We start from the raw sequence: 15,123 nt of genomic DNA on the forward strand, positions 1-15,123 counted from the left end.
ATTAAACAATTCATGGATTGTGTGAAAGTACCCTTTGTATGGTATCAACTTGATTCCTTTGACAACGACCCTGTAAAGTTTTTCGAATATTTAGTAAAGGGCCTCGTGACAGCTTTACCAGATTTTCAGGTTATTTTACCCGAGTTTAACCTGGAAGATATAAAGGCCGATAAAAAATTTTATAGACTAATGGTCTCTATTATTAACGAACTAGAAAATAAAGCGAATAATGGACTGATTATTATTTTTGATAATTTACATTCGCTAAAGGAGACAGATGTATTAGAGTTTATAGAATATTTTATAAGCTACATGCCAAGCACAGTCCATGTCAGGGTGTCAAGGGGACGTCAGACTGTTACAAAACCATCTCCACCTCTAGTAAAAATGGTAAAATATAAGCAAGAAGAGTATGGATGGAGAGATAGAGATGGGGTACCTAAAAGGAACAAATAGGGAACAATGTGGGCTATGGGTTTTGGAAGATATGGTGGATGGGGAGAGCATGGCTCGCGTGATCGATCGATACATTGAGGTACTCAATTTGAGGCAACTGGGATTCACACGAACCATTCCAGCGGATACAGGACGCCCGGCATATCCTCCTCAGGCACTGTGCAAGCTGTATGTCTATGGCTATGAGAACGGTATTCGCTCGTCCCGGAAACTGGAGCGTGAGGCACGGCGAAACGTAGAAGTCATGTGGCTTTTGGAGGGTCTTACACCGGACTACAAAACCATATCAGAGTTCCGGCGTGAAAACGTGCGCCCATTACAAAAGCTGTTCCAGGAATTTGTACGGCTATGCAAGAGTTGGGAACTGGTGGGCGGGGAACTCATTGCGGTTGATGGCACGAAGATCAAGGCCTCTAACAACAAAAAGATGAATTTCAGCCGGAAGAAACTGACCGAGCGGCTAACCCGTCTGGATGAGAAAATAGCGGAATACATGACAGAGGCAGAGGCGGCAGATCATTTGGAAGAACCAAACTCCGGAGCAGCTCCGGCAGGTCTTGCCGAACTGCTCTCCCGAAAAGAACGCTATGAGGGATATCTAGCTCAAATGGACGAAACTTGCTGCAACGAGGTCTCTGCTGTGGATCCGGACGCACGACTCATGGGGAATAACCGTGGCGGCGTGGATATGGCGTACAATATCCAAAGCGCAGTAGATGGCAAACATGACCTTGTTTTGGACTACCATGTCTCACAAAGCCCCGCAGACCAAAACCAACTGGGTTATATGGTAAAGCGAGTCAAGAAACTGGGTTACAAGCGTTTCACCGTAGTAGCGGATAAAGGATATTACAATGGCCGAGATTTAACAAAAGTAAAGCGTTATAAGATTAAAGCTGTCGTCTCCCGTCAGAAGGCTCCGAACAAGAAAGATCAGCCGGAGGAGCTCCATAGCGATAAATTCCAATACGACACTGCACAAGATATCTACCTCTGCCCCATGGGACAAACCCTCTATAGCCACAGCAAAAAGTCGGCTAAACGTCGCAACTACTTCAACAAAACGGCCTGCGCAGATTGTCCACAAAAAAGTACTTGCACCAAGGGAAAGCGTTCATACCGTACGATAACGCGGAGCCAATACAGTAGAATTTATGAGGAGGCAGACAGAAACTTCGCAGATAATCTAGCCCTCTACAAACTGCGGCAACAGATGGTGGAACACCCCTTTGGCACGGTAAAACACGCCTTGGACGGTGGATATTTCCTGTTACGCACCAGACGAAAGGTGCGCAGTGAGGTTGCTTTGCTCTTTTTAGGCTACAATTTAAAAAGAGTGGTAAAGGTATTGGGATTTAGGGGAATCATGGACAGTCTGAAGGCGGTTGCACGAGGTGCTTTTTGCGTTTTGAGCCATTTGCGTAAATTTCTGATAAAATCCTTGTATTCTGTCCTCAACGCTGCATGAATGTGTGAGATGAATTAGCAGTTTTGTAACAGTCTGACGGGGTTATTGACACATTTTTTGAATACATGTCAACAACCCCTGCCCTTGTCACTGGTATGATTCAAGACATGGAGAAGCTGCTTAAACATCTATATGCGCTCTAAGGGGAGGAAGAATTCGTCCAGGGTAAAGACAGCGGAAACCTGCTTTGCAAAAAGCTATAGAAGCCAAAGAGAGCCTTATCCGTCAAAAAATATGACGACTACAATCGCAGCTTCGGGGACAGAAACAGCTTATTACGAAGTTTTTATTTTCTTGTGCAGAAACTGACAGAGCGGCGTTTCTGGATGCAATTTTTATCGAATCTTGATAGGATCTCAGACCCCGAGGGCTAGCCTGAAGCACGGAAGAATTAGGAGGTGTTCTGCGTGAACCGGATGGTCATTCCCCTAAACAATTATGCCTATAAGATTCCCTTGCTGCAGACAAAATTGCAGATACCACATACATTGTCGGGCTTGGTGGATCGTCCCCGGATCTGCGCTCGTCTGGACGGGATGCTGCAAAGCAGACTGACTTTGGTAACTGCGTCCGCCGGGTTCGGCAAGACCACCGCCATAGCTCAGTGGGCCAGACAAGCGGGTTTTCCTGTAGCCTGGCTGTCTTTGGACAGCGGCGACAACGACCCGGTGCGGTTTTGGACCTATGTGGCCGCCACTTTGAGAGGCATCCGGCCGGACATCGGCGTTGAGATAGAGTCCATGCTGTGCTCCTCAACCAGTCCGCCTTGGGAAGCGGCCATTTCACTGCTTATCGACGGCATGTCGCACCTACCTTGCGATTTTGTTCTAGTCCTGGACGATTATCATGCTATTAGCGAGTCGCTTGTTCATGAGACACTCTCGTTCATGGTTCGCTACGCGCCTGGGCAGTTTCATCTCATCATCTCCGGGCGCACAGAACCGTCGCTGCCCCTGCCCCGTTTGAGAGCCGCTGGTCTGGTTACGGAACTGACCGCCAGGAATCTGGGTTTTACCACCGAAGAGGTGGCTGCCTTTTATAAACAGCGGAACATAGATCTCACCAGGGAAGAGGTCGAAAAATTAGCTGACCGTACCGGCGGCTGGGCCGCCGGCATGCAGATGGCGGCCTTGTCTCTACTGGAAAGCGATGACAAAGCCGTGACTATTGAAGGCTTCGGGGGCAGAGATCGCTTGCTTGCCTGCTACTTCCGGGAAGAAGTGTTCGGTGGGGTTGTGCCGGACGTGCAAGATTTCCTGCTGCAAACATCCATTCTTAGCCACCTCTCCGGGCCCCTTTGCGAGGCGGTAACCGGAAGGCCGGACAGCGGTGCTGTCTTGTCCGCGGTGGGGAGGATCTGCGGTTTTGTAGCCAGTCTGGACGACCAGTGGTACGTGTATCACCAACTCTTTGCCGAATTCCTGCAGGGGCTCCTAAAGGAAAGATATCCGGATCGGGTCCGCAGCCTGTACTGCAAGGCCGCACGTTGGTGCAAGGACTGCGGACTGACCGCTAAAGCCATCGATTATTTCTTGCAGGGGGGGGAACACGGTCAGGCGGCCCGCCAGGTGGCGTGCTTGGTTCCGGAAATGTTTGACCGGGGCGAAACAGCTACCCTGTTCCGATGGCTTCAGGATCTGCCATATGAATTACTAAAATTAAGCCCAAGTTTGTGTGTCGGGGCAGCCTGGGCAGCTGTTGCGGACGGCCGGATTGCGGAGGTGGAACAATGGTTGGAGTGGGCCGAGGTTGCCTGCCGGAAGGCAGAGCAAGAGCAGTCCGGTCCGGATGGCGAATTTAGCATGACTGTGGACAGGGTTGTGCTGAGGGCATATCTGGCGATTAAACGAAGGGATGTGCCGGGTACTCTGCACTGGCTGACCCAGGCCGGCCAGACCCGACAGAAGGTTTTGATGTATACGCGGTGCATTGTCTTTCAACCGCTGCAAACCAGCCTGCTGGGAGGGGTGTTTGGATGGTTTGGCCATCTGAAAGAGAAGGCGAGGGCCATGGAGAGCGGTATCTACCTTAAGGCTCGCAGCCTGATTGAACCTTCTGCCCGCGGCGGGTACATCCTGGTGGCCAACGCTGAGGCACTGTACGAGTGGAATAAACCGGACACAGCAATCAAGAGCTTGGTGGCAGGAATGGAGGAAGCCCAAAGGGCGGGAGAAGCCGGAGTGTTGCTGCCGGCCCTGTTTACCTTGGCCAAAATTAATCTAGCCCGGGGTGATTTACCGGCAGCCTTGGCTGTGGTTACGGATGCCGAAAGGCAAGTCAGGGATTTAAGCCGACTGCAGTGGCTGTTCCCACTGGCCGCCCTCAAGGCACGCCTCAATTTGGCGGCGGGCGATACCAGAGCGGTTAACGACTGGCTGGCACACAATCGCCTGGATATTTACGACCGTCTCAGCGTCGCCCGGGCCTACGAGCACGTCACCCTGGCGAGGGTACTGCTGGCCCGAGGACAGGCGAGAGAAGCCCATCTTTTTTTGGAGCGCCTGCTGGTTTTTGCCAAAAAAGAGCGGCATCTGCCCCAAATTATCGAAGTGTCCAACCTGCTGGCCATCGTCTGCGACGCTGCGGGCCGGACTGCGGAAGCGCTGGAAATGCTCCGGCGAAACTTGGCCCTGGGCCGGGACAACGGCTATTTGCGCAGCTTCGTAGATGAAGGGAAGTCCTTATTGGTTCTCCTGCGGCGGTTGTCCCGCAGCGGGAAGTTGACGGAAGACGAGGCGAGCTACGTCGGGCAATTGCTCGCCTTGGCGCGGGAAAGCCCGATGCTGCGTTATCCGGGGTTGCAAGCGGTACTTACGCAGTGCAACTCTCTCACCACCAGGGAACTTGCCGTGCTGCGCCTGGTGGCAACGGGTCTGGATAACCGGGCTATTGCCGGGGAAATGTCCGTCGGGCCGGAGACTGTCAAGACCTACCTTGCCAGAATTTACGGCAAGCTGGAAGTGAGCGGGCGCCGGGACGCTGTGAGGCGAGCGCGGGAACTGGGGATTCTTCAGTAGCGGTGGCAGCTAATTACCCTCATTTGTCCCCCGCCGGGGGACTGCAAAACCAAATCCGTATGGTAAAATGTACCCGGCAATGTTATGCTTGGTGCATTTTTTAATGCTTCGCGCCGGACGGTAAGCTAGGCGCAAGGAAAGAGCACCAGCGCGGCAGCCGGGCGGAAATCTTTTTTTCCGGCGGCCCGTGGCAGTGTCAATTCCAAGCGGCGGAATTTGTCAGCCCCAACCATGAAAAAAGAAAGGAAGTGATCAAATGCGTCAGTTGTTAAAAGAGGGGCTGATCTTCGGATTATTATAAGGTTTAAGGCAGTTTTTCGCTCTGCAAACAGTAAAAGTCAGGCTAAAAAGTGGGGGATTAAAATATAAATTCCCGAATACAAATTTTAGGCATAGGCGGGGGATGTTGGAATACTTTTGCAATGGAGTAAAATACCCGAAAAACAATTTTAATGGAAATACAACTGGGAGAGGAGGGTTTTTGTGAAAAACTGGAAACCGGTAATTTTTCTTTTAACGCTTTTTTTTGCCATGCTTATGTTGCCGCTCACCGTTGCTTATGCTGATACGGAGTTTGACACGGAGTTGGTGACAAACGGCGGCGCCGAGTCGGGAAATATCTCAGGCTGGACTGACGATACTGGTCTGAATCGCTGGAGTGCAAGTACAACATATTCCACATGGGCGCCACCGGCTGCGGGCAGTTACTACTTTTTTCTCTATAACTCTAGTATGGATGAACCTCTGTCGGGCACGATGTCGCAGGAGATTGCCTTGTCCGGAACCGAAGGAAGCGGGATTTTTGACGCTACTTCTGCCGGAAATGTGTCCGCCAAGCTTAGCATCAGCATGTTTCAGGGAATCAATGCGGGTAATGAAGCAAAGGCGATTTTGGAGCAATATTCCGCAGACGGGTCTTTGCTGAAAACTTCCCAAGTGGTAAATAGCACCTCGTCCGGAGGTGCTATGGGATCTTTCCAAATCAACATCCAGGCCGACCCAGGCGTCAGAAAATTTAAGTTGGTCCTGTCGGCCACTCTGACCAAAGGCGGTTATGCCCAATTTGACCAGGTATCCTTGAAACTCGTGAATGCTCCCGCCGGAAGCGCTCCGGTTTTTGGAAGCGATTTCCCGACATCGGCGGAAACAGATGCCGGAGTTGCCTATACCGCGAATTTTACCATAAGTGACGCCGATACTGGGGATTTGAACAAACTGACGTTTAACGCGTCATCCACCAATGTCAACCTGATACCTGCCGCTAACATCACCGTGAGCGGCGGCGGCGGCAACCGGACGCTGAGGATCGAACCGGCCGGTGATTTATCCGGCGAGGCGGATATCACGGTGTTGGCCTCCGACGAAACCAAAAGCGCCGAAAAAACCGTCCACATCATTGTGCATAAAGTCATTGCCATGGACACAAACCTGGTTGAGAACGGAACCGGCACCGACGGACTGAAGGGCTGGTCGGGTAACACGGTTAATATTACAGCATCGGGCATCGGCTTTAAAATGAAGACTTCAGACAGTTACATGAACCAAAATATAGATATTTCTAAATTCTCCTCATTAATTGATACCGGCGGACTGGAATTTTTGATGTCGGCGGCTTTTCCAAACGGATACGGTAGAGTTGAAGCTCAATTCTATACAGATATTGCGTGTACCAATCCGGTCGGATCCCTCTTTAATGTAACCAGCAACCCCGCGTCGATTCAAAAAACGATCCCGGCAAACGCGAAGGGTGTAAAAATTACACTCAAAAATACGGGTTCGCCTCCTTTTGACGTAGCAGTGAACAATACCAGCTTTAAGATTTTAAACAACTTTCCCAAAATATCCCCTATCGGCGACCAGACGACCCATTTGGGCAAATTGACCGTACCGGTCTATACTTATTATACAACTGCGGATGCCACGCTCACGGCAAAATCGAATGATCAGACAATCGTTCCGGACGGTGGCATTTCAGTCGAAGGTTCCGGGGTTAACCGGAGTATCAGCTTTACACCGCTTAAAAATGGAAATATCATCATAACCCTGACCCTAAATGACGGCAGCAAATCTGTATCTACTAACTTTAATGTAACAGTCAACGAGCCTGTGAAGGTTATAAGTGTTGCCCCACCCGGGTCGGGGCTCTATGGGGCAGGCCAAGAGCTGGACTTTACCGTCAATTTCGATAAAGTTGTAGCGGTGACTGGTACGCCGAGCATCCCAATCACTCTTGACACTGGCGGCCTGGTTAATGCCTTATATGCCGGAGGCTCAGGCTCAACGGGCCTGATTTTCCGCTACACGGTACAGGCCGGCCACTTGGACGCAAACGGTGTTTCCGTTGGGGGAAGCATAACCCTTAACGACGGAACAATAAAAAATGAAACGGTAGATGCTACTCTTACTCTAAACAATGTGGGGAGTACAACGGCTGTCCTGGTGGACGGTGTTGCTCCCACCGTCACCTCAGCCATCTTGGCCTTGAGTAACGCTTACCTTGACATCACCTTCAGCGAGGGCGTGTACGGCGCTACCGACGGAGCAACAGCCTTGACGATGGCCAAACTTCCTTTAACCTTCACCAAGAATGAGGGAACAGCCACCAAAGTGGTGATCAGCTCGGTGAAAAAGAACAACAACGAGGTGGAGGGCTCCGCTTCGGTCCTGACAGGCGGGGAAACCACCGTAAGGGTGTTCTTCACCCTGACCGGAATCCCGAATGGGTTGGAAACAATTGAGGTAAAACCCGCCGACGGCGCTTCCATCTACGACAAAGCCGGCAATGCCATGTCCGCTGTACAGACTACCGGGGCCAAAACCTTGAACGACAAGACACCGCCCGCTTTAGTCAGCGCCGTCCGGACGGACGATACCCATATCACCGTCACGCTGAGTAAAAACTGCAAGAACATTACCGGGTCAAACGACGGCGGCTTTTCGGTTAATGAAACAGGCGCTCCCGGCAGAACTTACACGGTTTCGTCAATTGCCCCACAGGGCGCGGACGCCAGCCGCGTGGTGCTTACCGTGGCTGACCTGAGTGTGTCAGCCAAAGAAGGAGTCACTGTGAAGTATACCGCCGGAGGCAACGGCAATGTCCAGGATACCCTGGGGAACGCCATGGCTACCGACAGTGCTGGAGTTGCCGCGGCAGCTTGGGATACCACCAGTCCCACCGTCACCTCGGCCATCTTGGCCTCGAGTAATGCTTACCTTGACATCACCTTCAGCGAGGGCGTGTACGGCGCTACCGACGGAGCAACAGCCTTGACGACGGTCAAACTTCCTTTAACCTTCACCAAGAATGAAGGAACAGCCGACAATGTGGAGATTAGCTCGGTGAAAAAGAACGACAACGAGGCGGAGGGCTCCGCTTCGGTCCTGACAGGCGGGGAAACCACCGTAAGAGTGTTCTTCACCCTGACCGGAATCCCGAATGGGTTGGAAACAATTGAGGTAAAACCCGCCGACGACGCTTCCATCTACGACAAAGCCGGCAATGCCATGTCCGCTGTACAGACTACCGGGGCCAAAACCTTGAACGACAAGACACCGCCCACTTTAGTCAGCGCTGCCCGGACGGACGATACCCATATCACCGTTACGCTGAGTAAAAATTGCACGAACATTACCAGGTCAGACGACGGCGGTTTTTCGGTTAATGAAACAGACCTTCCCGGCACTACCTACGCCGTTTCAGCCATTGCCCCAGGCACCGACGCCAGCCACGTAGTGCTTACCGTGGCTGACCTGAGTGTGTCAGCCAAAGAAGGAGTCACCGTAAAGTACACCGCCGGAGGCAACGGCAATGTCCAGGATACCCTGGGGAACGCCATGGCTACCGACAGTGCTGGAGTTGCCGCGGCAGCTTGGGATACCACCAGTCCCACCGTCACCTCGACCATCTTGGCCTCGAGTAATGCTTACCTTGACATCACCTTCAGCGAGGGCGTGTACGGCGCTACCGACGGAGCAACAGCCTTGACGACGGCCAAACTTCCTTTAACCTTCACCAAGAATGAAGGAACAGCCGACAATGTGGAGATTAGCTCACTGAAAAAGAACGACAACGAGGCGGAGGGCTCCGCTTCGGTCCTGACAGGCGGGGAAACCACCATAAGGGTGTTCTTCACCCTGACCGGAATTCCGAATGGGTTGGAAACAATTGAGGTAAAACCCGCCGATGACGCTTCCATCTACGACAAAGCCGGCAATGCCATGTCCGCCGTACAGACTACCGGGGCCAAAACCTTGAACGACAAGACACCGCCCACTTTAGTCAGTGCTGCCCGGACGGACGACACCCATATCACCGTTACGCTGAGCAAAAACTGCACGAACATTACCGGGTCAAACGACGGTGGCTTTTCGGTTAATGAAACAGGCGCTCCCGGCAGAACTTACACGGTTTCGTCAATTGCCCCACAGGGCGCGGACGCCAGCCGCGTGGTGCTTACCGTGGCTGACCTGAGTGTGTCAGCCAAAGAAGGAGTCACTGTGAAGTATACCGCCGGAGGCAACGGCAATGTCCAGGATACCCTGGGTAACGCCATGGTTACCGACAGTGCGGGAGTTACCGCGGCAGCCTGGGATATCAACAGTCCCGCCATCACCTCGACCGCCTTAGACACCGGCAACGCTTACCTTGACATTACCTTCAGCGAGGGTGTGTACGGCTCCACCGACGGAGCAACAGCCCTGACGACGGCCAAACTTCCTTTAACCTTCACCAAGAATGAAGGAACAGCCGACAATGTGGAGATTAGCTCACTGAAAAAGAACGACAACGAGGCGGAGGGCTCCGCTTCGGTCCTGACAGGCGGGGAAACCACCATAAGGGTGTTCTTCACCCTGACCGGAATTCCGAATGGGTTGGAAACAATTGAGGTAAAACCCGCCGATGACGCTTCCATCTACGACAAAGCCGGCAATGCCATGTCCGCCGTACAGACTACCGGGGCCAAAACCTTGAACGACAAGACACCGCCCACTTTAGTCAGCGCTGCCCGGACGGACGATACCCATATCACCGTTACGCTGAGTAAAAATTGCACGAACATTACCAGGTCAGACGACGGCGGTTTTTCGGTTAATGAAACAGACCTTCCCGGCACTACCTACGCCGTTTCAGCCATTGCCCCAGGCACCGACGCCAGCCACGTAGTGCTTACCGTGGCTGACCTGAGTGTGTCAGCCAAAGAAGGAGTCACCGTAAAGTACACCGCCGGAGGCAACGGCAATGTCCAGGATACCCTGGGGAACGCCATGGTCACTGACAGCGCTGGAGTTGCCGCGGCAGCCTGGGACATTAACACTCCCGCGATCACCTCGGCCGCCTTAGACACCGGCAACGCCTACCTTGACATCACCTTCAGCGAAGGTGTTTACGGTGACAGTGACGGCACAACTGCCTTGACGTCGTCGGGGCTTGCTTTAACCTTTACCAAGAATGAAGGAACAGCCACTAACACGGCGATCATCTCAGTGAAAAATAACGACAATGTAGTGGAAGATTCGGCATCTATACTTGCAGGCGGGGAAACCACCGTAAGAGTGTTCTTTACCTTAACCGGAATCCCGAACGGGTTGGAAACGATTGAGGTAAAACCCGCCGACGGCGCTTCCATTTACGATAAAGCCGGCAATGCCATGTCCGCTGCGCAGACCACCGGGGCCCAAACCTTGAACGACAAGACACCGCCCGTTTTAGTTGGCGCTACCCGGACCGACGACACCCACATCACTGTAACGCTGAGCGAAAATTGCACAAATATTGCCAAGAGTAACGACGGCGGCTTTACAGTGACAGAAACAGGCACACCAGGCACAGCTTATGTCGTTTCAGCTATTGCTCAGGGTGCCGACGCTAGACATGTGGTACTCACAGTGACCAGCCTGAGTCCGGCGGTTAAAAAAGGAGTCATCGTGAAGTACACCGCCGACGGTAACGGCGACGTCCAGGATACCGCCGGAAACATCCTAGCAACAGACAGAACCGGCGTCGCAATAGCTGCCTGGTATATACCGCCGCCACCGTCACCGTCACTGGCCGTTACTACCCGGGGTTTACCCGGTGCTGCGTTGGGATCGCCGTATAGCGTAGCCCTCGCAGCTTCTAACGGAATCCCACCATACACTTGGAGTGCCACCGGTCTGCCGCAGGGGTTGGATATCACTAGTGGCGGGGTGATTAGCGGTGTCCCGACGGCTGCGGGAACTTTCTATGTTACAGTTACAGTTCGCGACGGCGGTGGTAATGGAGCCAGCGCCAGCTTTGCCCTGGTAGTAAACCCGGCCACTCTGGCCATTACTACCTTTAGCCTCCCTGATGGAACGGTTAGTAAGCCTTACAGCACCACCCTGAAAGCCGGCGGCGGAACAGCACCGTACACATGGAGTGCCACCGGCCTGCCGCAGGGGCTGGACATAAACACCGGCGGGCTGATCAGTGGGGTTCCGGCGGTTGCGGGAATTTTTAATGTTACCGTCACGGTCTTTGACGGTGGTGGCCACAGCGCCGACTTAAACTTGGAACTGCCTGTTAACAACTTGCCGGTGCCGATTACAGCTACCACGGTAATCGTTGATAATACCAATAAGAACCTTGGCGTAACGAGCAGTACACCGAGCTTTGTCACAGTGAATATACCCGGGAACGTTTCCGGCGCCACGATTAATGTAGGTGAGCTATTAGATACTCCGGTAGCAGGCACAGTGACGACAGGCGCTCTCCCCGCGCTTACTGTTTCCGCGACCACGTCAATCAGTGCGGAGCCGATAGTCGTAAATATTCCCGCCGGCGTAAAAATTAGTGCTGCCGACGTCAACTGGGACGGCACCATTCGTGTACCCAGGGTTCAGGCAAAAAGCTCCGTAATCGTTACTCCTGACGACGGCAAAACCGCCACAGTCAATGATGTGATAGAGATAGGTTTCGGAGATGTTCATCTGACTTTCAGCAAGGCGGTCAGGATAGTATTCCCTGGTAGGGCCGGAAAAGATGTTGGCTACTACAGAGACGGAAATTTTGTCAAGATTACAAATGTTATGAGCGCTGATAATCAGGCGGTCGGCGACGCGCTGCCGCCCGGCGGCGACGGCAAAATAGACGTCGGACCCGACCTGGTGGTCTGGACCAAGCACTTCACCCGGTATGTGCTCTACACTCAAACTACAGCCGGGCCGGGCCGGTTACAGTTTAGTGAGACGGCATACAGCGTTAGCGAGGACAGCGGCAGCGCCACTATTACCATTACCCGCACCAACGGCAGTGACGGCATGGTGATGGTACACTATACAACCAGCGACGGGACGGCTACGGCTGGGTTGGACTACACAGCCACATCCGGTGACCTGACCTTTGAAAACGGGGAAACCAGTAAAACAATCAGTATACCCATCATAAGTGACAGTATAAATGAGGCCAGCGAAACTGTTAACCTTGTCATAAGCAATCCCACCGGTGGCGCAATCCTCGGCGGACAAAGCACGGCTGTGCTGAGCATCATTGATCCGGTTCCGGCCCCCCCCGATGACAGTCAATATACACTTTGGCCAGGTTCCATTGGCAACATGGGTGTGGCAGTTGATAAGGCATGGCAGATTAAATTTAACAGGGAAATAGATGGCGCCACTATTACCGAAAATAGTATCTTTATCTGCAGGGTCGGTAAGGGAGAGAGGCATCCGGTCAATATTGAGATATCCGAAGCCCAAGGGACAACTACAGTAATTCTGCGGCCAACCCAGCCTTTTATAGGTGGAGGGAGCTACGAACTATATGTAAGCCGGTCCGTGAGGGATAAGGGAGGGGAAGCCTTGGCCCAGGCCATCCGGGTTCCGTTCACCGTATGGGCATTCCCCCCGGACATTAGTCAGTACGCCCTCTGGAGCGGCACTGCTGCAACGGTGGGTGTGCCTGTGGATAAACAGTGGCTGGTGAGGTTCAATCATGAGGTAGATGTGACTACCCTTACCGATACCACCATCTTTATCTGCAAAGCGGGAACAGGGGAGCGGCATCCGGTAGCCGTGGGGGTAGCGGACACCCCGGACAGCCAATATAAAACAGCGCAGGTAAGGCCGGTTCAGCCTTATAGTAACGGGGGCAGCTATGTGCTCTACATTGATAAATCAATTAAGAGCAAAGGCGGTTCCTACCTTAATAGAGGTATTCAGATGCCTTTCAGCATAACCGATGTGACAAAATTTGGTCCGGCTAATTTTAAAGAAACGTTATTTAACGGGCCGGCCGGCAAGGAGGCCATGAACGGCGGTAAAAACATATTGAGTGTTGACATAGAGTAACTGCCCGCAAGATGTCGAATGACATTCCGGTCTAATAGTTCCGCGCGTAATCTGCCTCCTGACAAACTTAAAACTTACTGGATCTAGGGAATACTAAAATAAGTTCTGAAGATTTATCGGCATTACTGAAAGCTTTGCCGGATTGTTATATCAGGCATTAAAAAGGCTTGAATTGTTTATACACGCTGCCGATTAGAATTGGCCGACAAAAACAAAACTACCCAAGGAATCTTACTTCCTTGGGTAGTTTGTTTACACTGGATATTCGTGGCATGAAGCATAGGGACGGTTAATGTGAAAGCAAATTCTTTAAGCCAAAATAAACCTGCAACTATTAAATTTTTACAGGTTATGGCTATCATATAAAGAGGGCTATTATTTTAACAGGGCGATTGAATAGGCACTTTTACCTTCATTGGGTCATAGAACTCCCCAAGATGAAAGCAAACAAAACTAAGAATGTCCTCCAAGCGATATTTGATAACCTTGTTGAAAGAGCCAGAGATATGGGGCTCATTGGCTCTAAGTGTGTCGCTATTGATTCAAGCAAAATAGATGCTTAGGAGAAAAATCCAAGCCTAAAAAGATTTACAGGGTGACAAAACTGCAAACTGGGGAGCTAAAAGGGATATACACGGTAACCAAATTTCCTGGTTTGGGTATAAACTCCACCCACATGGCAGTAGATTGTCAAAGTGAATTGCCAATTGCTTTTATGGTTACTCCTGCTAATACTCATGATGCCAAGACGGCTATTCCTTTAATTAAACTAGTAAACCAGTCTTTAGCAGAAGCTAGCAAGCCTAAATACTACTCTATGGACATGGGTTATAACAGCAAAGAAATTTACTCCGTTATTATGACCAAATTCAAAGGTCAAGTGATTATCCCCATTAACCCTCGTGGGGCTAAAGACCATCCTGAAGGTTGCGACTTTGACGGAACTCCCATATGTTCAATGGGCAAAGGATGGTGTACTGGGGAAGTGATGCAAAGACTGGAACCAATAAATACAGGTGCCCACACGTAATGGGGAAATATGATTGCCCTTACAGCTTCGCCTGGTGTTCACAATCTTCCTACGGCTTAGTTGTAAAGAGCAAAGTTCAAGATGAACCAAGAATGAATTGCTTGCCTGCCCGTGGGACTCGGAACTGAAGAACCTTTACAATAAAAGAACTGCTGTAGAAAGATATTTTGGTCGCTTAAAACAATACCTGGGTGCTAACTGTATTCGTACTAGGGGGATAGAGAAAGTAACTCTCCACCTAGCCCTTAGCTGCATTGCATTACTGGCTGGTAGTGTTGCAGTAGCAAAGGAAAAAGTGCTGAGCAGGATGCTTAAGAACCACTCGTTTTTAAGTGGGTCACTATTAATAGGATAACTGTCACTTTTTATCAGGAAATTATTGTAAATTGCTACTGTGGATTGTTTTTTGAATTGTCTTTTAAAAAACTGCCCTTCTAGTGGCTCTAGTAATCACTTTGATCTGAAATTTTTAATTGTGCAATTCATTGACCTAAATCGTCTGACGTGATATTTTGTAAAAAAATACAATAATTTTATTTAAATTTTAATTAATTAGCATCCTTATTTCAACGGGGGTGATTTATTGAATAATAATCTAATTATGGCCAAACTCCGATTGCCTTATTTAGGCAGGGGAATTATAGATAGACACAGGCTGTTATTAAAAATGGCGAATTTTAAAGAGAGAAAAGCAACCTTTGTTGTTGCTCCTGCTGGCTATGGCAAGACAGTATTTATTAAACAATTCATGGATTGTGTGAAAGTACCCTTTGTATGGTATCAACTTGATTCCTTTGACAACGACCCTGTAAAGTTTTTCGAATATTTAGTAAAGGGCCTCGTGA

At 50.9% G+C, this 15,123-nt stretch carries 5 protein-coding genes and 1 pseudogene; all 6 read left to right on the top strand.

Features of this window, described 5'->3' with window-relative positions:
• On the top strand, positions 1-456 hold a 456-nt coding region (locus tag V6C11_RS08120), incomplete at its 5' end, for a hypothetical protein (RefSeq protein ID WP_333530640.1).
• Positions 431-1,924, top strand: coding sequence for an IS1182 family transposase (locus V6C11_RS08125; RefSeq protein WP_333530641.1), 1,494 nt, complete (start codon positions 431-433; stop codon positions 1,922-1,924). The genes V6C11_RS08120 and V6C11_RS08125, both read left to right, overlap by 26 nt.
• 416 nt (positions 1,925-2,340) lie before the next feature.
• The gene (locus V6C11_RS08130; RefSeq protein WP_333530644.1) at positions 2,341-4,941 is read left to right on the top strand and encodes a LuxR C-terminal-related transcriptional regulator; all 2,601 of its coding nucleotides are present in this window, start codon (positions 2,341-2,343) and stop codon (positions 4,939-4,941) included.
• Between the two features lie 1,869 nt (positions 4,942-6,810).
• Positions 6,811-13,248, top strand: coding sequence for a Calx-beta domain-containing protein (locus V6C11_RS08135; RefSeq protein ID WP_333530642.1), 6,438 nt, complete (start codon positions 6,811-6,813; stop codon positions 13,246-13,248).
• Positions 13,249-13,688: 440 nt separating this feature from the next.
• Positions 13,689-14,633: pseudogene (locus V6C11_RS08140) on the top strand (transposase); the annotation flags it as partial.
• Between the two features lie 228 nt (positions 14,634-14,861).
• A partial coding sequence (locus V6C11_RS08145) for a hypothetical protein (protein WP_333530643.1) occupies positions 14,862-15,123 on the top strand: 262 nt, incomplete at its 3' end.

Source organism: Desulfotomaculum sp. 1211_IL3151, from assembly GCF_036763075.1.
Classification (GTDB): domain Bacteria; phylum Bacillota; class Desulfotomaculia; order Desulfotomaculales; family Desulfotomaculaceae; genus Desulfotomaculum.